The organism is Chryseobacterium sp. SIMBA_029 (assembly GCF_046535275.1).
In the GTDB taxonomy this organism is placed as follows: Bacteria; Bacteroidota; Bacteroidia; order Flavobacteriales; family Weeksellaceae; genus Chryseobacterium.
On record NZ_JAWRXA010000008.1, the window covers coordinates 168741 to 192766 of the forward strand.

The 24026-nt window shown below is 34.0% G+C and carries 19 protein-coding genes and 1 tRNA gene; 11 read left to right on the forward strand and 9 right to left on the reverse strand.

Annotated features, from left to right (window positions below; all coding sequences use genetic code 11):
• Positions 1-23: 23 nt before the first annotated feature.
• From SB679_RS15850 to SB679_RS15865, 4 genes are all read right to left on the reverse strand, one after another.
• Entirely contained in the window at positions 24-374 is a 351-nt protein-coding gene (locus SB679_RS15850) for a TfoX/Sxy family protein (RefSeq protein WP_410703254.1), read from the reverse strand.
• A gap of 179 nt (positions 375-553) precedes the next feature.
• Positions 554-1819, reverse strand: a complete 1266-nt coding sequence (locus tag SB679_RS15855) for a hypothetical protein (RefSeq protein ID WP_410703255.1) — start codon at positions 1817-1819, stop codon at positions 554-556.
• Between the two features lie 4 nt (positions 1820-1823).
• On the reverse strand, positions 1824-2555 hold the full coding sequence (locus SB679_RS15860; protein WP_410703256.1) for a WG repeat-containing protein: 732 nt from the start codon (positions 2553-2555) through the stop codon (positions 1824-1826).
• Between the two features lie 124 nt (positions 2556-2679).
• Entirely contained in the window at positions 2680-4977 is a 2298-nt protein-coding gene (locus SB679_RS15865; protein ID WP_410703257.1) for a polyribonucleotide nucleotidyltransferase, read from the reverse strand.
• Positions 4978-5464: 487 nt separating this feature from the next.
• Here SB679_RS15865 and SB679_RS15870 point away from each other — a divergent pair, with 487 nt between their 5' ends.
• Positions 5465-6889, forward strand: a complete 1425-nt coding sequence (locus SB679_RS15870) for a sugar MFS transporter (protein ID WP_410703258.1) — start codon at positions 5465-5467, stop codon at positions 6887-6889.
• Positions 6890-7432: 543 nt separating this feature from the next.
• Here the strand turns inward: SB679_RS15870 and rpsO are convergent.
• Positions 7433-7702 (reverse strand): 30S ribosomal protein S15, encoded by a 270-nt coding sequence (gene rpsO / locus SB679_RS15875; RefSeq protein WP_034710791.1) that lies wholly within the window; start codon positions 7700-7702, stop codon positions 7433-7435.
• A gap of 174 nt (positions 7703-7876) precedes the next feature.
• On the opposite strand from rpsO, the gene SB679_RS15880 reads away from it, so the two are divergent.
• The 5 genes from SB679_RS15880 to SB679_RS15900 all read left to right on the forward strand — a co-directional run bounded on the left by SB679_RS15880 (position 7877) and on the right by SB679_RS15900 (position 11780).
• On the forward strand, positions 7877-8428 hold the full coding sequence (locus SB679_RS15880) for a pyruvate decarboxylase (protein WP_410703259.1): 552 nt from the start codon (positions 7877-7879) through the stop codon (positions 8426-8428).
• A gap of 169 nt (positions 8429-8597) precedes the next feature.
• On the forward strand, positions 8598-8747 hold the full coding sequence (locus tag SB679_RS15885; RefSeq protein ID WP_410703260.1) for a bacteriocin-like protein: 150 nt from the start codon (positions 8598-8600) through the stop codon (positions 8745-8747).
• A 605-nt stretch (positions 8748-9352) separates the two neighbouring features.
• Positions 9353-9523 (forward strand): bacteriocin-like protein, encoded by a 171-nt coding sequence (locus SB679_RS15890; protein WP_410703261.1) that lies wholly within the window; start codon positions 9353-9355, stop codon positions 9521-9523.
• 153 nt (positions 9524-9676) lie between these two features.
• Positions 9677-11023 (forward strand): magnesium transporter, encoded by a 1347-nt coding sequence (gene mgtE / locus SB679_RS15895; RefSeq protein WP_410703262.1) that lies wholly within the window; start codon positions 9677-9679, stop codon positions 11021-11023.
• 22 nt (positions 11024-11045) lie between these two features.
• Positions 11046-11780: an ABC transporter substrate-binding protein gene (locus tag SB679_RS15900; RefSeq protein WP_410703263.1), complete on the forward strand. Its 735-nt coding sequence runs from the start codon at positions 11046-11048 to the stop codon at positions 11778-11780.
• A 156-nt stretch (positions 11781-11936) separates the two neighbouring features.
• On the opposite strand, the gene SB679_RS15905 is transcribed toward SB679_RS15900, so the two are convergent.
• The gene (locus SB679_RS15905) at positions 11937-12386 is read right to left on the reverse strand and encodes a GAF domain-containing protein (RefSeq protein WP_410703264.1); all 450 of its coding nucleotides are present in this window, start codon (positions 12384-12386) and stop codon (positions 11937-11939) included.
• A gap of 15 nt (positions 12387-12401) precedes the next feature.
• Positions 12402-13829 carry a nicotinate-nucleotide adenylyltransferase gene (locus SB679_RS15910; RefSeq protein WP_034710785.1) on the reverse strand — a complete coding sequence of 476 codons (1428 nt, stop codon included), beginning with the start codon at positions 13827-13829 and terminating at the stop codon, positions 12402-12404.
• A gap of 54 nt (positions 13830-13883) precedes the next feature.
• Between SB679_RS15910 and SB679_RS15915 the strand changes: the two genes are divergently transcribed.
• The 5 genes from SB679_RS15915 to SB679_RS15935 all read left to right on the forward strand — a co-directional run bounded on the left by SB679_RS15915 (position 13884) and on the right by SB679_RS15935 (position 21574).
• Positions 13884-14651: an MBL fold metallo-hydrolase gene (locus SB679_RS15915; protein ID WP_410703265.1), complete on the forward strand. Its 768-nt coding sequence runs from the start codon at positions 13884-13886 to the stop codon at positions 14649-14651.
• A gap of 67 nt (positions 14652-14718) precedes the next feature.
• Positions 14719-14800, forward strand: a tRNA-Leu gene (locus tag SB679_RS15920).
• Positions 14801-15333: 533 nt separating this feature from the next.
• Positions 15334-19212, forward strand: a complete 3879-nt coding sequence (locus SB679_RS15925) for a hypothetical protein (protein ID WP_410703267.1) — start codon at positions 15334-15336, stop codon at positions 19210-19212.
• Positions 19213-19596: 384 nt separating this feature from the next.
• Positions 19597-20925: an AAA family ATPase gene (locus tag SB679_RS15930; protein WP_410703268.1), complete on the forward strand. Its 1329-nt coding sequence runs from the start codon at positions 19597-19599 to the stop codon at positions 20923-20925.
• A complete protein-coding gene (locus tag SB679_RS15935) occupies positions 20918-21574 on the forward strand; it encodes an HNH endonuclease (RefSeq protein WP_410703269.1) in 657 nt (218 codons plus the stop codon). The genes SB679_RS15930 and SB679_RS15935 overlap by 8 nt, the downstream gene beginning before the upstream one ends.
• A 182-nt stretch (positions 21575-21756) precedes the next feature.
• Here SB679_RS15935 and SB679_RS15940 read toward each other — a convergent pair whose 3' ends face one another.
• Positions 21757-22896, reverse strand: a complete 1140-nt coding sequence (locus SB679_RS15940) for a hypothetical protein (protein ID WP_410703271.1) — start codon at positions 22894-22896, stop codon at positions 21757-21759.
• 46 nt (positions 22897-22942) lie between these two features.
• On the reverse strand, positions 22943-23998 hold the full coding sequence (locus SB679_RS15945) for a hypothetical protein (protein WP_410703272.1): 1056 nt from the start codon (positions 23996-23998) through the stop codon (positions 22943-22945).
• Positions 23999-24026 lie beyond the last annotated feature (28 nt).

Sequence of the window (24026 nt, forward strand, 5' to 3'; positions counted from 1 at the left end):
TTCACAAAGTATATTAATGATGGTCACTTCTTTCTTTTTTTCGAGGCTTTAGCAATTGAATTGTAATCAAGACAGATCTTTATCCAATACTCAAAATCATCAGGTTTCTGAAAACCAACGGGTTCTACATAGCAATAGTCTTTGAGTTGTTTTCCTCTCATCATCATTGGGAGGAAACCTGTTTTTTCTGAAACCTCATCCTCCAGTTCGGGGTTATAGCGGCACATCAGATTATCATGGCTGATATTGATACACATCTTCCCATTGACAAGAAATGCCAGACCGCTAAACATTTTCTTTTCCTCTACTTCAATATCATGAACTTTTGAAAGCCGTTCGCGAACTCTGTCTGCCAATTCAATATTATAAGCCATGATTTCAATTTTTTATTATTTAAAATTAAATAAAAACGATATTCAGTACCACATTTTTTAATTCTATTTTAAGATGATTCAAAAAACAATAAATTAGCTGGTAAAAGCAGTATTAAATAACATCCTGTTTTCTTTTTAATGATGAAATCAAAAGATCATTCAGTATATAGATCTGACATTTATTTACTGAAGTATTTAATTTGATTTAATGGAATAGAACTTGGGTAGAAGGTATGAGCAATCAACAGCTCAGCTTTTTTGGAGTCTCTGTCAATGGACACAATTCCTTTTCCTGTCATATAGAGTAATTGTTTTTTTGCATTCACTTCAATATTAGAAACCGGATATAAGGACGTATCAATAGGAATTTCCAGGGTTGTTTTCCCTTTGAGGTCTACTACAAAAATTTTATTTTTAGTGTATCCTACCACTTCGTTTTGATTGACCACCTGCCAGTTTTTGATAATATCCCGAGGCTCAAACATCCATTTTTCCTTTCCTGATTGAGCGTCAAGGGCAATTAAGGCCATTTTGCTTTCATCTTTCGATTTTTTACAAACAATAAACAAATCGTTCGTTAAAGACGTTTGGTCATCTCCTAAGCCTGGGTATTTTTCAGACTGATAGGTCCATTCAAAAATGTCTTTCCTGTCTATAAAATTGTTCTTAGGATTGGTAATATCTCCACCTTTTGCCAATCCTTTTTTATCCACAGCTAATGCATGGAAAACTCCATAATCATCCCCTACAAACAAATATTTTTTTGAGGTCTGCATCTGAGTATAAAGAGGGTTTTCAAAGGCCGCACCTTCATACATACCGTTACTGGCAAAAGTTCCTTCTTTATAATGTAAATCGAGGTAAACGGCAGAATTAAGATAGATATTATCCGAGTTTTCAACCGGCTGAAAATAGTTATAATTAGTGGAATTTTCGGAAGTAGAACTGCTGCTTCCATTCCTGGCATTAATTACATAAAAGCGGGACGTAAATTCCCCCGGCCTGCCGGCAGAAGCAATATACACATTGTTGTTATACAGCAAAGGTTTCGACATGAAAATAGGCCCAAAATCACTTCCTGAATTCTCCGTAACCACCGTCCCATCATCAGCAATAACAGCGTCCATCACTTCATCATGAGCATCTTTGTAATTATGGTTCCAATTGATTTTTCCTGAAACAATTTGTGCTGAAATTAATCTTCCGCTTTCAAAAGGCAGGTAAATTGAGTTTTCATCATAGCTAAACCGATTGCGGTTCATCAGTGTATCTTCCTTTGAAACATACTTCCATGTCAATTGTTTCGTTTCCAGATTGAAATTGAATAATTTACCTTTTGATGAAACGATCAGTGTTTCATTGGGAACGTTCACTTCCGCTTCTGTTTTTTCAGAATTACAGCTCATTAAAACGGCCACAATACCTATCGTGATTATTTTTTTCATCCTATTATTTTTTAACCACGTTACCGTTGGCATACACCACATAATCCTGACCATCCTTTTTTTGCACGACCGTTTTTCCATTCACAAATTCTCCCGTATTGGTAAATTCCGGCTGAACCACTATTTCTTCTTTAAAGTTTTTCACTCCCCACTGTGCCGGGGCTTTCATAAAAAAGAATAATCCCTCCCCCGCATAGGATACGGATTCATAGGTAGGCGGAACCAGGATTTTCCCTATTTTATCGGCAAATCCATATTTATTGTCCTTTGAAATTCTGAAGATGCCATCTTTCTCAGCCTGAATATCGCTGTAAACAGGCGGCAGAATCTCTTTTCCTTTATCATCTACGATTCCCCAGTTATGATCTAAACCTACCTGACAAAAACCGTTGGTAAAGCCTATTGAAATCCCGTCATACTTGGTAGCAACTACTATTTTGCCTTGTTTATCAATCAATCCCATATTGGGTTCATCTTCATTATCCACCAAACGGCGAACGCTTTCAAAATCAGAACCATTAAAATACACACTGTCATAAAAAGGATCTTCACTAATCCAGGCATCTTCTTTTTTATCGTAATGTCCTTTTACCTGCTTCCCGTAATCATTGACTTCTGTCTTTATGGGTTTAGCCGTTTCGGCGGTAGTGGTTTTGGATGCGTTTCCTTCTTCTTTATTTTTGGATTGACATGACAATACTACAATGGTCATGCAGCTTAATAGGAATATTTTCATTTTTATCTGTTTAGATAAAGATAAACAAAATAGGCTAAGATCATCTTTAGCCTTCTTTATTTAACATTAACGGCAAAAAAAAAATCCCTCAAATTGAGGGATTCTATATGAATAAGAAATAATCTTAAGCTTCCGTTGAAGGGTTTTCATTTTCATTTGGTGCCTGATCAGCTGGCCTTCTGTCTCCTTCCGGTCTTCTGTCTCCTTGTGGCCTTCTGTCTCCTTCTGGTCTTCTGTCACCTTGAGGTCTTCTATCACCTTGTGGTCTGTCTTGACCTTCTGGTCTTGGTTTAGACTCAGGTCTTTCAGGTCTTGGCAACAAAACTTTTCTTGAAAGTTTCATTTTCTTACGATCATCGTAACCCATGAACTTCACCTCTACTTCGTCACCTTCGTTATAAGGTACTTTATCAAGACGAGCCCATTCTATTTCAGAAATGTGAAGTAATCCTTCAGTTCCTTTTGCAATGGCTACAAAAGCTCCAAAATCCATTACTTTTACCACTTTTCCCTGATACACTTCACCTACTACAGGTACAAATGTAATCTCGTTGATTCTTGCAATCGCTGCATTGATTTTCTCTCTGCTTACACCAGAAATTTCGATTCTTCCGATTTCTCCTACTTCTTCAATAGCAATAACAGTATCGGTATCTTTTTGAAGTTGTTGAATAATTTTTCCACCAGGTCCGATAACAGCACCGATGAAATCTTTAGAGATTTCAAGCATTACCATTTTCGGAGCGTGAGGTTTCACGTCTTCTCTTGGTGCAGAAATCGTTTCATTTAATTTATCTAAGATATGAAGTCTTCCGTTTCTTGCTTGTAGAAGAGCTTTCTCCATGATATCCATAGATAATCCCTGGATTTTGATATCCATCTGACAGGCAGTAATACCGTCTGCAGTTCCTGTTACTTTAAAGTCCATATCTCCCAAGTGATCTTCATCTCCTAAGATATCAGAAAGAACGGTGAATTTTCCGGTTTTAACGTCTGTTACCAATCCCATTGCAATTCCGGAAACCGGTTTTGTAATCTGAATACCTGCATCCATCAATGCTAAAGTTCCTGCACAAACAGTTGCCATAGAAGATGAACCGTTTGATTCTAAAATATCAGAAACGATACGGATCGTGTAAGGGTTTTCTTCAGGAATCATATTTGCCAAAGCTCTTTGAGCTAAGTTTCCATGTCCTACTTCTCTTCTTGAAGTTCCTCTTAAAGGTCTTGCTTCACCTGTTGAGAATGGCGGGAAGTTATAATGTAAGAAAAATCTTTCGTCATAATTTACCATAACGCTGTCTACCATGTTCGCATCTTTCACTGAACCCAACGTTACCGCTGTTAAAGACTGAGTTTCACCTCTTGTGAAGATTGCTGAACCGTGAGCTCCCGGTAAATAATCAATTTCGCTCCAGATTGGACGGATGGTTTCAGGATCACGACCATCAAGACGGATTTTATCATTTAAAATCATCTGACGCATCGCTTCTTTTTCTACATCATGGTAATATACTTTTACAAATGGAGTTACTCTTTCCAATTCTTCTGCATCTTCAGCATATTGTGCTAAAAATTCTTCACGAACTGCTTTGAATTTTTCTCCTCTCTCATCTTTACCAGATGGAGTTTTTGCTACTTCATATACTTTATCGTATGTTTCTTTCCACACTTTCTCACGAATAGCTTCGTCGTGATTTTCGTGGCTGTATTCTCTTTTTGGAAGTGATTTACCTACTTTTTCGGCTAATCTTTCCTGAGCTTCAACTTGTTTTTTGATTTCTACATGAGCGAACTGGATCGCTTCAAGCATTTCCTGCTCAGAAATTTCTTTCATCTCACCTTCTACCATTACGATAGAATCTTTAGTTGCTCCCACCATGATGTCAAGGTCAGCAATTTTAAGATCTTCAAATTTAGGGTTGATAGAAAGTTCACCGTTGATTCTTACTACTCTTACTTCAGACATTGGTCCGTTGAAAGGAATATCTGTAATAGCAATGGCTGCAGATGCTGCAAGACCTGCTAAATCATCAGGAATTGACTGCCCGTCATAAGAAATCAATGAAATCATTACCTGAACTTCAGCGTGGAAATCTTCAGGGAATAATGGTCTAAGAACTCTGTCTACCAAACGCATGGTCAGGATCTCCTGATCTGATGGTCTGGCTTCTCTTCTGAAAAAGTTTCCAGGAATCTTACCTCCTGCGTAGAATTTCTCTCTGTAGTCTACCGTTAAAGGTAGAAAATCTACTCCTTCTTTTGCTTCTTTGCTGGCTACAACAGTTGCTAAAAGCATTGTTCCACCCATTTTTACGACTACAGAACCATCAGCTTGTTTTGCTAATTTTCCTGTTTCAATTGTAATTTCTCTGCCATCTGCTAGAGTAATCGTTTCTGTAATTGCTTGAGGTATACTCATAAATTGTTTTGTGTTGCACTCCGTATTGAGTGCTTTAATTATTGATAGTTCGTCTAAATTTTCGTCTGCAAATATAGCGTATAATAATGATATATTAAATTTTCAAATAAATAAATAATCCGTCAGGTTTTAATACTATAATTAAATATTTCCGGTTAAGGCCTGAAATGTTGACAAAGAATATTAAAGTTTACCCATGAAACGTCTAAAAACAAAAAGACTCTCTTTTAAGATCAATTTAATCACAATAATTTTCGCAGGCTTATCATTATTGTCCCATAAGTAGGCAATAATCTGTAAAAATGAAAAATTATCATAAAAAATGGTGTAAAAAACCTCCGAAAAGTTGCAGAAAAAAAGGTTGTTCCCCTATATTTGCCCTGCTTCTCAAAATATAAATGCAGCTGGCAAAAAAGTTTGAGGATTTCATTAGAAAACCAACTGAAAGAGTCTAATCAATCTCTTTCCTTTTAATAAATAAATGTTTATGAATAATAAAGAAGTAAAACCGCAGAGCAGGAATTATACCATTCCGCTGATCACCATCACTCTTCTATTTTTTATGTGGGGATTCATTACGTGTATGAATGATATTTTAATCCCTTATCTGAAACAACTTTTTAAACTCACATTCTTTGAATCGATGCTGGTACAGTTCTGTTTCTTCGGAGCATACTTTATTGGTTCACTAATTTATTTTTTCATTTCTATTTCCAAAGGAGATCCTATTAATAAGGTAGGATACAAAAAAGGAATTTTATTCGGTATTTTTCTGGCAGCCTTTGGATGTATTCTATTCTATCCGGCAGCTACTTTTTCTTATTATCCGCTGTTCTTAGGAGCTTTGTTTATTTTGGGACTCGGCTTTACCGTTCTGCAGATTACGGCCAATGCTTATGTTTCCTTGCTTGGAAGTGAAGAATCTGCTTCCAGCCGTCTGAACATGACCCAGGCATTCAATGCATTCGGAACAACGATTGCACCGGTACTTGGAGGACATTTGATTTTTGAATTTTTCTCTGCTCCGGACGGATCTTTCAGTGCTGTAGCAACGAGGATTCCTTATCTTATTTTTGCAGGAATACTTTTGTTGGTCGCTTTATTGATCTCCAGAGTAAAACTTCCTTCTTTCCAGACTTCAGAAGAAGAGAAAATCGTGAAAGGTTGGGGCGCATTACAGTTCAGCCATCTGAAATTCGGTGTTTTTGCCATGTTCTGTTATGTAGGTGGAGAAGTAGCCGTAGGAAGTTTTATCATCAGCTTCCTGGAGCAGCCGCAGGTAATGGGCTTTAATGAAATCATCAGTAAAAATTATCTTGCCTTATATTGGGGAGGTGCCATGATTGGCCGTTTCCTGGGGGCTATATCATTAAACCAGTCTTTAAGCCAAGGGAAAAAAGCTTTATATATGCTAGGCGCAGCAAGTGTTGTCTTCCTTGTTATTTTCAGTATTGTAGATCTTACTTTCGCACAGATCAGCTTTTTCCTTGTATTCATTGTTCTTAATTTTGTGGCTTTCTTTATTGGAAAAGCAGCTCCTGCAAGAACCCTGTCTATTTTTGCAGCGGTGAATGCTGTGTTACTGATCTCTGCCATGCTTAATCATGGGGAACTGGCGATGTACAGTATTTTAGGAATAGGAATTTTCAACTCTATTATGTTCTCTAATATTTATACACTGGCGATTTCAGGATTAGGTAAATACACCAGCCAAGGATCATCTTTAGTGGTAATGGCGATCTTAGGAGGTGCTATCGTCCCTATTTTCCAGGGATATCTTGCGGATCAGTTTGGAGTACAGCATTCCTTTATTATCCCGGTATTCTGCTATTTGGTTATTCTGATCTTCGGAGCATACTGTACCAAGTATCTTGCTCATGTAAAGACTACAGAAGCTAAATCAGGACATTAAAATTTTTAATATTCAACTATATAATGAATGAGATACTTACACAGTATCTCATTTTTTTTGTTTTTATTATCCTAGAATTAAGAACTTTTTGCTTGATCTCTCTCGCAGATTAAGCGAATTGAGCAGATTAATAATATAAGCACATAACAACAACGCACAATCAAATCCATCTTACAAAAACCTTTGATTTTTTTACTATGTGAACTTCTCTATGCAGCATCATTTAAACTTTGAAAAGCTAAAGTATCTAAAAACTTTTGTGACTTTTGTGGTTTATTTTTTTGACCACTGATTTCTCAGATTCACACAGATGATTATGCTAAACTCTCGCAGATTGGTCGAATTGAGCATATTTTTTCTCTTATGCTCAATAAAATGCTTAATTTTTCAAGCCTGTATGATCTTAACTTAGACAGTATCATCCACACTTAAAAAATAAAGTGTTTAAAACTTTTGTGACTTTTGTAGTTTAATAACCATCATTATATTCCACAAAAAAAGCAGTCTCTTTCGAAACTGCTCTTATTTGAAAATCTTTGTAGATTATTTTCTTAAACCTAGTTCAGCAATAATTGCTCTATATCTTGCGATATCTTTATTTTTAAGGTAATCTAATAAACTTTTTCTTTTACCTACTAATTTTACCAAAGATCTTTCCGTTGCGAAATCGTGACGGTTAGCCTTTAAGTGTTGAGATAGGTGGTTGATTCTGAAAGTGAAAAGAGCTACTTGTCCTTCAGCACTTCCTGTGTCTGTTGCAGATTTTCCATGTTGTCCGAAAATTTCCTGCTTTTTTTCTTTTGTTAAGTACATTCCAATATTGTTTAATGATTATTATGTAACGGGTGCAAAATTACAACTATTTTCTAACCCGGCAAAACATTATTGATTCCATGTATCAAAATTGATAGAAAAAAATGTTAAAAATTTCTTAATAAATTTTATGTCATCCCATTAAAAGACAGTAATTTTGCATACGAATTACAAATGAGAAGAATACTATTTTTTACAGCATTCAGCACTTTTTTATTGATTGGCGCAACTTCGGTAAAAGCTCAGAAAAATGTCGACAACAAAATAAAAAAAGTCCTATACTTCAATCCTGAGGTAGAACCCGACATTGAAGAAATAAAAGAACCTACTAACCATGCATTCTTCAGCGCTGTTTCTGATAATGTAAGCGGAAGAAAAAACAAAATGCTTAAAACAGAAACCCAGATTTCGTTTGACAGCATAGACAAGCAAACCATTTCCGACTATTGTCTCAATAATGACGCAGACTTTGCTATCGTTCCTAAAGTCCGATATTTCAAAGTAGGAATCGGAAAATATGTTTTTTCCAATCAGGTAGTGGTAAGTATGAAACTTTTCGACGCTGCAGGAAACTTTATTACGGAATCCGACTATGATACGTACCGTAAAAATATGCGTCTTTTAGGTTCTGCTGAAAATTCTATTAAAATTGGGACAAATGGGGCTATAAAAGGTATTCTGAAAAAATTAAAGAAAATAAGACCTTCCTCTGAAACAGAACTTTAATTTCTCTATTCTTTTGGGCGATGAATCTACGTCTACTCCATTGCTATATCGTTAAATGTTATTCACCATATCAATTAAAATCAGTTTTAAAAGTAACAAATACTCATCATGTGGTGAATAATTTAAATATTTTCAGTAATTTAGTGAATACCATTAAAACAGTATTGCTATGAAAAATTCAAACCTGAAAAAGCTCACCAGAAATGAACAAAAAACAGTAAACGGCGGAGCAATCAAAAGATGTACAAACAACTCCCAATGCTTTGGCGGATGGTGTTGCGACATGGTATGCGTAATTTATGCATGCATGGAACTTTAATATTGGGTGGTAAATTTAGCATCCATTTTTAATCTTGTTACCCGCTTTGTGCGGGTATTTTTATATAAAATGTAATTTTTTATCAATAATCTTTTTAAACTTAAAAAACTAGAGTGGTTTAAAATTTTACAATCACAGATTCGCACAGATTCGCACAGATGATTATTTTAAGCTCACGCAGATGAAGCTAATTAAGCAGATTGTTTTCTGTATGATGGATAACAATCTTTCATTTTTTAAATTTAAATGAACTTACTATACGCAACCATTTAACCTTAAAAAACTAAAATGTGTAAAAGCTTTTGTGGCTTTGTGGTTAAAATTAAAAGTTTAAAAAAGTTGAATAAATCAATCCTTAAAAATCACTTCTAAATGAATTATTAAAATATTTTTATTAATTTAGGCTTCACTAAAATCCAAATACTATGAAAAATTCAAATCTCAAAAAACTGAGCCGAATCCTGCTTAAAGAAATTCATGGAGGCAGTTTAGGAATTAAAAAATGTAATTATCATTTTGAGTGCCCAGGTGGTGCATGCTGCCAAAATGTATGCATGTACAATCCTTGTGCTGAAGTTTAATACCAATTCCTAAAACTAAATATCATGAAAAACTCAAATTTCAAAAAAATAAGCAGAAACGAGCAAAAAGAAATCAACGGTGGCGGTCCTATCAAAAAGTGCAGTGTACAAGCGCAGTGCTGGCCTGGCGAATGCTGTGATGGCGGAATGTGCATCCTATCACCGATCATTGAATGCAGACCTGGTATTGAATAAAATATACTCGGATTTATCCTTTTTTAAATTTAATTTTTAGACATCCGTTTTTGCGGATGTTTTTTATTCCAGGATATTGCAAAAGATATAAAAACTTTAATTAATCCTTAAATTTCCCAGTTTACTACCCAGTCTTAAAAATTTGAATTATTTTTGCATAGCCAAAAATTTCATGCTTTGAATTCTAGAGACGAACTTATCTTCAACCCTGCCGATATTGCCGAAACCCTCAGCGAACTTCACGCTGATGAACGGCTTCTGGCATTCTTGAAAGTTCCGAAAGAGTATAAAGCAGAAGTTTTCTCGCATCTCGATCCCGACTTTCAGGAAGAAACCATCAGAAGTATCGGAAGCGACGAGGTTTCCGAAATATTGAATGCAATGACTCCGGATGACAGGACTGCCCTGTTTGAAGATTTTCCGGATGAGCTTATCAAATACTCAATAAACCATCTTAATCCGCAGGAAAGAAGAATTGCTCTGAAGCTTTTAGGGTACAATTCTGATTCTATTGCCCGTCTGATGACTCCTTATTATATCCAGATCCGTAAGGAATGGACAGTAAAAAGATGTCTTCAGCAGATCAAAAAGGTGGGAAAAAGAGTGGAGACCATGAACCACCTGTATGTAGTGGATGAAAGAAACCGTTTGGTGGATGATATTGCGCTAGGAAGCCTTCTTCTGGCTGAAGAGGATACACTGATCTCTGAAATTACCGACAATCATTTTGTGGCCATTACTACGATGACCTCAAAAGAAGATGCGGTTACCTACTTCGAAAAATACGACAGAACTGCTCTTCCTATTATTACGGAAGCTGGAGTTTTGGTAGGAATTGTAACGATTGATGACATTCTTGACCAGATAGAACAGCAGAATACTGAAGATATCCAGAAATTTGGGGGATTGGAAGCATTAGATCTTCCTTATACCCAGACTTCTCTGATGGAAATGGTAAAAAAGAGAGGGATGTGGCTGGTCATATTATTTTTCTCTGAAATGCTTACCGCTTCTGCGATGGGCTTCTTTGAAGATGAAATTCAGAAAGCAGTAGTACTGGCTTTATTCGTACCCCTTATCATTTCCAGTGGCGGAAACTCCGGATCCCAGGCCGCAACGCTGATCATCCGTGCAATGGCCCTGCAGGAAATAGGATTGAAAGACTGGTGGTATGTGATGAAGAAAGAAATATTTACCGGATTATCTCTTGGAAGTATTCTTGGGGTCATCGGTTTTTTAAGAATCATGATCTGGCATAAAATAGGTCTATTCAATTATGGGATTCACTGGGTATATGTAGGCTTAAGTGTTGCCGTTTCCCTAGTGTTAATCGTCCTTTGGGGAACTCTTTCCGGTTCTATGGTTCCGTTTATTCTTAAAAAATTAAAACTCGACCCCGCGACTTCTTCTGCTCCGTTTGTAGCCACTTTGGTAGACGTTACCGGACTTATCATTTATTTTTCCATTGCCGGACTTTTCCTTACGGGAAAACTTTTGTAATTTAGGCTGACAAAGTCTGCATATGAAAGTTATTTCTCTGGTACCCTCAATTACTGAGGCTTTATTCGATTTGGGTTTAACCGAAAATGAAGTGATTGGAAGAACAAAATTCTGTATTCATCCCCAAGAAAAGGTAAAAAATGTTCCTATTATCGGCGGAACAAAAAATATCAATATTGAAAAGATTAAAAGCCTGAAACCGGATCTTATTCTTGCCAATAAGGAAGAAAATATCAAAGAACAGGTGGAAGCATTGATGGACGATTGTAAAGTGGTTGTAACCAATGTAGAAACCATTGAAGACAATTATTATCTCCTGAAACAGCTGGGACATCTTTTTCATAAGGAAGAAAAGGCCCAGATATTTAATCTTAAAACCTATGAGGTATTGAATCAGGCTAAAATTGATTCTGCCATCAAAGTAGCCTACCTGATCTGGAACAATCCTTATATGACCATTGGGTCAGATACTTTTATCCACCGCATCCTGTCAGAAATCGGTTTTGAAAATATTTTCAACCATACTACCCGTTATCCGGAAATTAAAACTGAAGATCTGGCAGCAGCAGATGTTATTATGCTCTCTTCTGAACCTTTTCCATTTAAAGAAAAACATATTGCGGAACTCAAAGAAGTGTATCCTGATAAAAGGATCATGATTGTAGATGGTGAGGCCTTTTCATGGTATGGAACCCATATCGCCAAGTGTGAACATTACTTTAAGGAATTGCTTTCAGAAATGCATTCGTTCAAATAGTTTCAAACTTAAAAATAACGAAGTACTTTACATTCATCAAGGTAAAAATTCGTCGGATCAAAATTCCCCTCCCTTGGAGGGGTGGCAAATCTATGATTTGACGGGGTGGTTCAAAAAAAACTCCAATCTTTCGATCGGAGTCATTATATTTTCAAATTATATAATCTTAGAAACCTCTTTGCAAAGCCATTCTAATAATTCTCTATCTTCATTTGTGAAAGGATCCACTTTATGAGAATCGATATCAATCTGGCCAACGTTTTTTCCGTCTTTAAAGATCGGAACTACAATTTCAGCCTTTGTATCGATGGAACAGCTCAGGTAATTGCTTTCCTGGTTAACATCAGGAACCATAAACGTCTCGTTAGAAACAGCAACCTGACCGCAAATTCCTTTTCCGTAAGGAATAATAGTGTGATCTGTAGGAGCTCCTACGTATGGGCCTAAAATCAACTCATCCTTATCTCCGTTTTTAAAGTAAAAACCGGTCCAGTTGAAATAGGAAATCTCCTGATCCAATAGATGACAAACTTTTTCAAGTTTTTCTTCTGTATTATGTTTTGGGCTTTCAAGAATAGAAGAAAGCCTTTTCTTTAATTCTGACATTGTATATTGTTTTATTTAAGAAAATTGTTTTAACGAAAGTTCTTCTTTAAATCCGAACATTCCGCGCTCTTTTATCATTTCTGCGACACCATCCGGAACCTGGTTTTCCCACCCCTTGATATTGCACGCGATTTTTCTTAATATTTCTCTGGAATAAATTTCCAAAAACTCCGGGTTATAACTGGTAATATCTACAATACGATTGTTATGTTTGAAATATTTATACAGTTCTTTCAAGTTTTCTTCTACTTTAAGGTTTGAAGAATCCAGTAATTCATGGGTTTCCGGATCTTTATAAGGATACAGATACACTCTCATTCCGTTACGGAAGAATTTACCGAATGCTTCCAGAATTCCCCCTGATAAGTTGGTGTAGTATTTCTCATCAAATACCATCAGCATATTATTCACACCCATGGCTACCCCTATATTTCCAGATGTATAGGATGCAAAGTAATCGATCAATCGGTAATATTCTGAGAAGTTGGATACAATAACGGTGTATCCCAGCTTGCCGAGAACATCTACCCTGTCGAGAAAATCCCTTTCATCAATATCTCCGTCTGCCCTAAGGTTTGAGATGGTGATTTCAATTAAAATCTCTGTTTCTTCATGGGTACAAATGGCATCCTTCATAAACATGTCTATACCGTTTTGAAGCATATCAATATTTACTTTGGTAACCGGTCTGAAACTTCCCCTTACAGCAAAAATATTTTTTTTGTATAAAATATCAGCCGGAAGCATGTTGTTCCCCTGAGAATTGAAAATAACCGCATCGGTCATATTATTTTTAACCAGTTGCAATGACATCAGCCTGTTGTCTACATAGGCAAAAGCCGGCCCGCTGAAATCGATCATATCAATTTCAAGGTTATCGGTCGCTACGTCATCATATAAAGATTCGATCAATCGTCTTGGATTGTCATAATACGTAAAAGCTCCAAAAATAAGATTAACCCCTAAATATCCCAGCGTTTCCTGCTGTAGGGTTGCATCATTTTCTTTAAATTTTACGTGAATTACAATTTCGTTATAATCTTCATTTTCTTTTACCTGAAAGCGGATTCCTACCCAGCCGTGGCCTTTTACTGTTTTGTCGAAATTAATGGTGGTAACGGTATTGGCATAAGAAAAAAACTTTCTGTTGGGATTGTTTTCTCTGGAAATCCTCTCTTCAATTAATGCCACTTCGTATCGAAGCATTTTGCGGAGCCTGTTTTGGGTAACATATCTGTTTTTTACCTCTTTTCCGTAGATGGCATCACTAAAATCTTTGTCGTAAGCAGACATCGCTTTGGCAATTGTACCCGAAGCACCTCCTGCTCTAAAAAAATGTCGAACAGTCTCCTGCCCTGCTCCAATTTCTGCGAAAGTACCATAAATAGTAGGATCTAGATTAATTGTTAATGCTTTTTGTTTAGGAGTTAGTTTCTGATACATTATGACATTAAATTTTTCGTAAATTTACCAAAATTAAACCAACCTCAAAAGAAAATGAAGTTGAAATTTTTAGGAACGGGAACTTCCCAGGGTGTACCCGTTATAGGCTGCACATGTGAGGTATGTACTTCGAAAAATCCAAAGGACAGTCGACTTCGGTCTTCTGTGATGGTTACAACTGAAGAAAACAGGAAAATATTGATCGACTGCGGCCCTGATTTCAGGCAGCAGATGCTGGCACATCACGAAAACACAGTAGATGTAGCCCTTATTACGCATGAGCACAACGATCATGTGATCGGTCTTGATGATATGCGTCCGCTTATTTTTAAAAGTGGAAAAAATATGCCGATCTATTGTTACCAGAGGGTTGGCCATGAAATTAAAAACCGTTTTCCATATGCTTTTGCTGATGTACGGTATCCGGGAGCTCCGGCTTTCGACCTGCATGAAATAGAAAATAAACCTTTTTCTGTTTTGGATACAGAAATTACTCCTGTAGAGGTTATTCATTATCAGATTACTGTTTTCGGATATAAATTTAAAAACCTTGCCTACATCACTGATGCCGGCTTTATTTCTGAAACCGAGAAGGAAAAGCTCAAGAACCTGGATGTGCTTATTTTAAACTGCATCAGAAAATTTGATCCGCACCCTGCCCATTTTATCCTTCCGGATGTGATCAGGCTCTTTGAAGAGCTGAAACCTAAAAAATTATTTCTCACTCATATCAGTCATCATTTAGGAATGCATGACATTGAAGATAAGCTGCTTCCCGCCGGAATGCACCTTGCCCACGATGGTTTAGAGATAGAATTTTAAAAAAATTAAGGCAAAAACTTTTGAATAATAAAAAAAGTTCCTATATTTGCACACCAATTTAAAACAAGCCCAGTTGGCGGAATTGGTAGACGCGCTAGACTCAAACTCTAGTATCGAAAGATGTACCAGTTCGATTCTGGTACTGGGTACTAAAAGCCTCTGAAATCATTTGATTTTCAGAGGCTTTTATTTTTTAGGGTGGTCAAAAGGGTGGCTATTATTTTATACATAAAATGATCTTGATCCTTTTCTTTATGCATTATATGGGCTCACGCTATCTCATCAAATAAAATTTCAATTATATTATAAGAATGAAATAAATTACATGTATCTTATTTCCTGATTTTTTTTATTTCTTAAAATAATTTTTTCATTAATATTTTACTCGGTATAAGATAGCAAGGACTTGAAATCAGCCGACTTTGCGGGTCATAAAAAAATATAAACTGTGAAATGAACTTGCAACTATTTTGAGGAAAAATTTATATACTCTTTTATGTTTAAAATCTATATCATTAGTCATTAATTTATTTTTACTGTAGACAAAGACCAATAAACTGATAAAAATATCTTTGAAATCAACTTAAGTTTATTTCAATTACGGATTCCCATAAAAAGTTTATATAAATTCATTTATTTTTGTGTAGATACTATCTCAAATTAACCTTAACTAATACTCAGTATGAACACTTCACAAAAACCACCTACTTTAAATAAATTTACCGAAGAATTAGAAAACTTGTTAAAAAAAAGAATTGGTGGTTCAATAAATTTTAGAGGTATTTATTATCAAATATTATATGCATCTTATTTAATTCTTAACGAGCTTAAAGGAACTTCTGAAAAATCAATAACAATGGAGGGCATTGAGGATATTGACTTAAATACCTCTCAAAATATTCTTAATGGTCAACTATATACTCAGGTTAAATCATCTGTAAATAAAATGGACGCCGGAAGTTTTTGGGATTTAGGAGTATTACAAAATTTCGCTGAAACTTTTGAAATCAATCCTAACAGCAAGTTTAAATTAGTGTATAATATGGAAATCGCTAAAGGCAACCTTCACTCTTTAATTCATAAAAAGGATGTATCTGATTTCTGGCAGACAAAATTCACCACATTAAAATACAATATAAACTATAATGATCTATTATCAAATATCTCATTTGAATATAAAACATCGACAGAATTGTTCAATGATATTCTGATTTCATTATTTAAGGACTGGGGGATAAACAAAGGAACAGAACTTCAATTTTTAAGATCATTATTTTACAATGTATTTATTTGGTCAAAAAATAGGATTACAGTAACCAATACAGATATCACTACCCTATTTCAGGATATAAAAGATTCATACTCCAAAGCACCTGTTAATAATGCAATATTAAATAATTGGATCACCAAAGTTTCATATGATATTACTGAAAGTCATAATGAAGAAGATTTTTATGATGGAAAAGCAGCAAGACCCGCTCATATAAAATTAGGATTACCCGTAAAAAGAAAGATTTGGCAAAAAAAAGTTTATGATAGCGTATTTGAATCAGATGTTACTGTGGTTAGATCTTCAAGCGGGCAAGGAAAATCTACCTTGGCGTGGCAAACGGGATATGATCTAAAAGAAAAAAACAACTATTCTATCTATGAATTACGAAGCTGTAAGGAATACAGTGAAGCCAATTCTATAGCAGAATTTTTGGAATCCCGAATTCAAATTGGTGAAAAACCTCTCTTAATTATAGATGGATTAAATACTTTAGTAGAATCGTGGTTTGAAATAGTTTCGACAACAAGAGATTTTTCCGTAAAATATCTACTTACAACTAGACAGGAAGATTGGTTTAGATTTGGAGCTGACATTTCACGAATTAATCTAGCTACCGTTGATATTTCATTATCAATGATTGAAGCCAGAGAAATATTTGAAGAATTAAAAAGAAAGCACAAAATACATCCGGACATTCAAAAATGGCAACCCGTGTGGGAGCAGATTCACCCTAAAGGTTTATTGATTGAATATACATATTTGCTTACAAGAGGTCAAATGATTGAAGAGCGACTTTCGGCACAAATAAACTACTTAGCAAATTCAGGAGCAAAGTTAGAAATATTACGAATGATTTCTCTTGCGGATTGTTTAAATATTAAATTAAAGACAGCAAAATTACTTAGTTATGTAAAGACGGAAATAGGATTCGAACAAGACCGAGGTGAACTATTAAATGAATTAGAAAAAGAATATTTCCTAAATTTTGATGGTCATTTTGTAGAAGGCTTACATCCTGTTAGATCTCAACATTTAAAAGATTTATTGCACAAAAACATACCTGTCGAGGAATCTCTTAAAAACCTATTCAAGATTATTACTGATGATTATAAACAGGATTTTTTTAATAATATTCCTTTTCTGCTTGATCAAAACTATAAGAATGAATTTTACGAAACATTAGCAGAAATAGTTTCAGAAGACTCATTAGAAAATATTGTAGTCGCTGTTGATGGTATTATGCACGCTGAACCGCATCGATATTTGAATGAAAACAGATTAGAATTTGATGAAGCTTATAATATTGGAGGTATAGAATTATTTTCCGTAGCATCTACTCCATTTTCCGAACTTAATACTTTAGAGGAAATGTCAAATATTCTTGGTGAGCAAGGAGGTAACTTTAGACTATTAGCTGATCTAAAGAAAAGATTACCTAAATATCAATTTGAAAATTCTGACGTAGTCATATTTGCAAACGCTTTAAAATTAAATTTACAGAAACGTACTTCAGCCATTATTTCCTATAAAGGTCTTGGCTTTTTGGTAAAATGGTTTAGCCATTTAAAAATAGCCTTTAATATTCCATCAATAAACAATAATATCAGTATCGGTGAGCTAATAAAAATGGATTTTAGCGAGGCGAAAGAATTAATGTCTTTTTTAAAATTAACTGATCCTATTGGATATAAGGATTTCATAACAAAAAACAAAGAGGCGCTCTTCAGTTATCTTAAAGTCAGCACTAATTCAATTATTGTAGAAGACTCTGGGGATAAGATTAATATTAAATATCTTCTATTTGATCAAGATTCAAAACACGCTAATAATTTGAGTGTATCTAAGATTGAGGATATTTTTGAATTCTTTCCATTTTATGAAGAGTATTGTACTGACGGAATAATGTTCCCGTTTCCTTCCGAAGAAATGACTACTACAGTTAGAAATGATGCACGTAAACAAATGACCCCGGCCTCAATTGGGAATTCTTTTGATATTCACCTCAACCAGATCTGGTATAACGAAATACAGAAAATGTATTTAGATTCTTCTGCTTACAGTTGGCAAGAGAGAATAATAAACATTAGGAAATTAGCTTTGGAATGGATTAAAATTGTTACAAGGATGATCGACGGATTATTAGAAGGCAACAAGAATAAAATCCAAAAAAATATCACTGAATTACAGCAGAAAGGAGAACTTCTTAACAACACTATAAAGCTTAAGAAAAAATATCCTATTTATAAAAAGTATAATGAAAAGAATAATGCTGTTGAAGGCGAAAAAGAAATAGGCTCGTGGATTAGCTCCCTTACAAATATTAATAATCAAATATTCAATATTTTCCTACCAAAAAAAGAACAAGACAGAAGATTGGCATTAATTAATTTCAAAGGTGTTTATTTTGATTTAGAGACACTGCAAAATGCGTTTAGAGTTATTGAAAATAAAACAATTGCTTATTTTGACTCCGAGAGCATATGCTTAGAGGAAAATATATATTATGAAAGATTATATGCTTCAATCTTATATTATTTATCGCAAATACCGTTAGAAGATAAAATGCCTGTTCCGGTTGGGAGAAAGGCTGTTGAAGAATGGTGGATGAAAGCTAAAAACGCTAAGCTTGATGATCTCAATCATTCTTTAGCAATAATTGAGGCTAGTTCTGATTTTAAATTCATTTATCCTAATGGAATAGAAGAAACTGACACTATTACTTATTTGACAATTGGAGTAATCGATTTTGATTTTTCTGATACCCAGAGCTTGGAAAGTTTATTATTCTCATTAGGTATTTTGAGAAATTTGGATTATCAATTAATTACGATTATTAGTATAAAAGATAATATAGCAGTTAGTGGCTTTAGAATAAATAAAGAACTCATTAATGCTTATGATGACCTAATAACCGGCGCTGAAAATATCAATATCAATTTTCCGGCACTTCCTGTTACAATTGAAGAAAAAATAATAAAATATTTGCCTGGAGTTTTACTTCCGGAAAAATTTGTGAACGGCGATCTGGATAAAAAATTTGAAATTTTGATTACGCTATGGAAGTTATCAGAATTTAAAAGACATCTAAACAAAAATTCCTCTATTGAAATGGAATGGTTAAAAGATCTCAACATCGAGTCGGAAATTATAAACAGTTTAAATTCTTTAAACGCCTCATCCGAAAGCTTTACAAAATTCGTTGAGAGAGGCTTACAGCCAAACCATATTTATGAAGTTGAAAACATAATTAACGAATTATATAAACAAATACTTCGCATGCATAATTAAAATTTAAAAGGTTCTAAATACAAGGTGAAGCTAACTATCTTCAAATTCAATAAACATGATTAAATGTCATATCGAAGCTAAAGAAGAAAGCTACAAAGGTTTGCATCAAGAAGATTTAACCTAATCGTGTGTTTAAAGAAAAAATAAGAGCAATATCATGTTAGAACTTTATGAATTTGCAGGAATTTTCTTTAATCAATAATTGTTTTTAAAAGCAATAATACAATCAAAATGAAGAAAATAAACAATAGAAACATATTTTAATTATTTGGTATAAAATATAAATAATTAACATTATTTCTTTTCAATTGCGTAATTTGGATACTAATATTCAATTGAGTAATATTATTTTTTATCAGCATTAACCACGAAAATATCAAATCTATGATTATAAGTTATACTAAAGGAAGTAAAACATATCAATTCTGTAAACCATCCGCTGATTCTAAAAATATCTATACTATAATCGTGGGAAAAAATGGAAGCGGAAAGAGTCGCTTGTTAAATGAGATAATAAGCAATTTCATTCCATCTGATCTTACCAAAAAAATATCTAAGGCAAAAGACGTTTTTTTAATGCGTTCATCTGAACCAACTAAAGTTATAGCTGTTTCAACTAGCCCTTATGATAAATTTCCGCTGACTCGTTCGCTTTTCGGTATACGATTCCACGAGGGAATTTATTCTTATATTGGAATAAGAGAGATTCGTTCATCAGATTTTTCTTTGGGGTTTATTTCAAAAATTATTAAAGAACTTTTACAAGTTAGATTAAGTAATCCCGAGCAGTTTGGTAAAATTATAGAAGTACTGGGCTATTTAGGTTATTATGGAGAGTTACAAATTAAATTTGAAGCTATTATATCATCAGTACAAATTCGCCGGTTTTTAGATAGTCAAAAAACTGAAGATGACTTTAGATATATCTTTTTCAAAAACAATACGGGACGTATAAATTCAACCTTCTTTGAAACAGGTGAAAAACTGGACTTTGAAAAGCTACAATATCTACAGAATATATTTAGGAAATATGATTTTTCTAAATACATGCGATCACCAACAGTTACAATCAACGCTTATTCTATTGAATTACGAATGGATTTAGAGGATTTATTATTTCTTCTTGAAGCTGGTGTACTTCGATTAAAAGATGTTTACATTAGGAAGATTGAAAATAAACAAGCTTATCCCATTAATGAAGCTAGTTCTGGAGAGCAATGTATATTCAATACTTTTTTAGGAATCGCCTGCAAGATTACTGACAATAGTTTAATTGTCATTGATGAACCTGAAATTTCTTTACATCCAGCTTGGCAAGAACGATATCTAACGCTCCTGATGGATACATTTCAACATTATAATGGTTGTCATTTTATCATTGCGACGCACTCTCCACAATTAGTATCTAAATTATCCAATGAGAATTGTTATGTTTTGAAGATGGATGATGGTGAGTTGATGGATGGAGAGTTAATAGCAAACAATTCGGCAGATTTTCAACTCGCAAATGTTTTTAATACCCCAGGCTTTAAAAACGAATATTTAGGTAGGATAGCTTTTTCTATTATTTCCAAAGTGGGTAAAACTAATAAGTTTGACAGTGAGGATCTAGAGAATTTCGCAATTATCCGATCTCAGATCAAGCATATGGAGCATAATGATCCTATAAGAAAATTATTTGATTTAATTAAAGACTTAAAAAGAAATGCCTGATATCGATCAACCAATAGTTTATACTCCAGCAATCAAAAAACGTATTTTAGATTTTCTTAGTAGGTCTGATTTAAAAAGTTCAGATTGGTCTATTGATGACATTAAAGATATAAGAAAGTTCATTCGTGATTATTATAGAAATATAACAAGAAAATGCTTTTATTGCAGAAAGGATATTTCGCTTCGATCTGTAGATAACTGCCATGTAGAGCATATAATCCCCAAAAGTGTACAAATACAATTTATGTTTGAACCAAAAAATCTTTGTATTGTATGTAGTGACTGTAATATTATAAAAAGCAAAAAAGAAGTTTCTGGTCAAATTGAGACAGTGACAAAAAATGGGAAACTCTATACAATGTATCCTAGATCATCAAATGCATTTATAGTTGTGCACCCACATTTTGATAATTATGATGATCATATTCATCATAGTGGTGATATTTATATTTCAAAGTCAAAAAAAGGATCTTATACCATCCATATTTGCGAACTTAACAGAAAAGTACATCAATATGGAATAGATTCAAACCCATTAACACAATCTGAATTATTTGACATTTTTCATAATATAATGAATTCGAATGATATTGTACAACAATCGAAATATATGAATAAGCTAAGAGAACATTTTATTAAAGCGGGATAAATAATTAAGAATTTCATCTCCCTTTGGAAGCCTATAAATGCCAAATTCTCTCTGTTCATTTACTGCCCTGTAAAAATCAGTGAACTCAAAAATATTATACGTGAAAAATTCATGTAGATACTGCTCTACCCTCTCAATTTTTGTCATTGGTTTATTAGTTAGTTTATTTGTAAATTTAGATTTTACCAGTCCATATTTACTGCATTATCAAAGATTCCCTGCAAATGATGACAAAATTTTTCCATTGTGTCATTATCATGCATAGCAGATTCATACATCCCATTGCTTGCATAAGGTAAAATTGTGACCAACCCGTGACCTTGTGTATAGGTGAGAGCCGGTTTTAAATTGGAGCTATTCATATCAGAGATAAAAGACTCTATCAAACTTATTACTTCATTGTCTTTAAATTCCAGTGTGCCTCTAAAAGAAAACCTATTTTTGGTCTTGTTAAAATCCATTCTTACAGGTACATCACCGGCACCTGAATGAAAATAGAATGCATTGCCTTCTTTTCCAAATGCACCGTGAGCCACAAAGTTTCTAACTTGATTTCTAATTAAAAGTAATTCATCATAATATTCTTTTAACATATCGTCAGATATGACAGTATTAAATTTAGCTTTCCATTCAGCATCAATTAATTTTGTAACCTCTTCACCCGTTTTTATTTTTTGTGTAATGACTGCAAGATGAATGAACAAATGTTCTGTCCAACTAAAAAAGGATTCAATTGTGGAAATTGCTAACCATCTGACATTAGGTCTTATTTTATGATATTCTTTCGAGGCAAGTATCAAACGATCATCTTTCCAAATACTTTCCTTCGATAATTTACTCAGCTTTTTATTTGCTACTTTATAAAGCTTCAAAAAATAATTAAACCTTTCAAATAAATATCCATTGTTATTTACAATATTTATCGCAGAACTCATGATAGCCTCTTGAGCTAAATAATTAAAGTATGGTCTGGAAGATTTTATAGCGCCATTAATTTTCTTAGTAATGATTTGGGCATCCTCTTCATCTTCTTTACTTTGAATAAAAATACCCACTCCCATTTTCCTATGCTCAATTAAAAATGCTTTTCCATTGAAATCAATTGGAATAGACCAAGCAAGCTTCTCGAAGCTTCCTGTATCTCTGAAACCTAATAAATTTACAAATAAAAAATAAACTAAGTAATAATCCTGGATATCTCTTCCTGCATCACTTCTTTCAGCAAAAAATAAAAGTTCTTCGTTTGCTTTTGTATTTGCATCGACTGGCTTTATGGGAGATAAAATCTTTAGGGCATTTTCTTTGTATTTTTCAATATCCATATTCTATATTATGTGTAATTAGGTATTTTCAGCTTTCTGCGATTTTTTATTCTATTGCTACATTCATATAATCAAATTCAAGTTTCAAATTCTGTTTTAAAAATTCGATATACTTTATATCATTATCGTTTGCCGGATACTGTCCCACGATAATATGCTTCCTAGGTCTTTCATCTCTATCATTGAGTGAATAAAGTAATATCTGCCCCAGTGCTTCCTTTACGCATTGAGAAGCATATGATGATGACTTGACCTCATAAAAAGAAACATAATCCGGCTGAATAAGTTTTACATCAATGAAATTTTCCTCCATTAGAACATTTTTCCTACCATACGTGTCAGAGAGTAATTTTACTAATGCTTCCTGAATTTTGTTATGCTTTTGCTGTGCCACGTACGAAGCTCCTCCCTTTCTTATCTGCGCTTCAATATTCCTTGATCCTGCTGCCCTCCTCTTTGTCCTCATTTCTTTTATTCGAATGGTTCTTCCTACAATTTCAATTTTATCATCATCAGTACCAAACTCGTCGTATAACTTTCTCATAAAACTATATACATCAAGATCTGCTGGTTTATTCAACATCATTACATTTTGGATGTCTGAAATTTTGGTATTACGATCTACTTTTAGACCAAAACGATGTGCTATTTTAAGCAAAACATCACGTTTAAATATTGGAATAAGCCTTTCATTAGAGTACAAAAACGCGACTTTCCATTTAAACAGATCAGGTAAAAGGATATCATCAATCAGATCAAATTTCCCACTTTCCGAAAATTTGATAATACTAATCAAGTCACTTCTAGTATTCTCAAATGCAGTTTTTCTGCTAACCCCATATCCCTTCAGCCAGGAATATTTTTCATCATTTTTATAGTTTTTTGGTCTTTTAGTTAAATCTTTCCTTTCATATATTCCGAATTTAATAGAAGTCATTCCTTTAATGCTTCCAAGTATTCTCGTTCTTGTTTCTATCCACTGACAAAATGTGTCTTTATTTCCAAGCCCTACATATTCTTCCAAAGTCATATCTAAGACATTTTCAACAGTCCATCTTGCTAAAAAGAGATCAAGAAGTTCTTTACATTCCTCTATGTTCATGTTTCTAATTTTAAAATAATGCATTGCT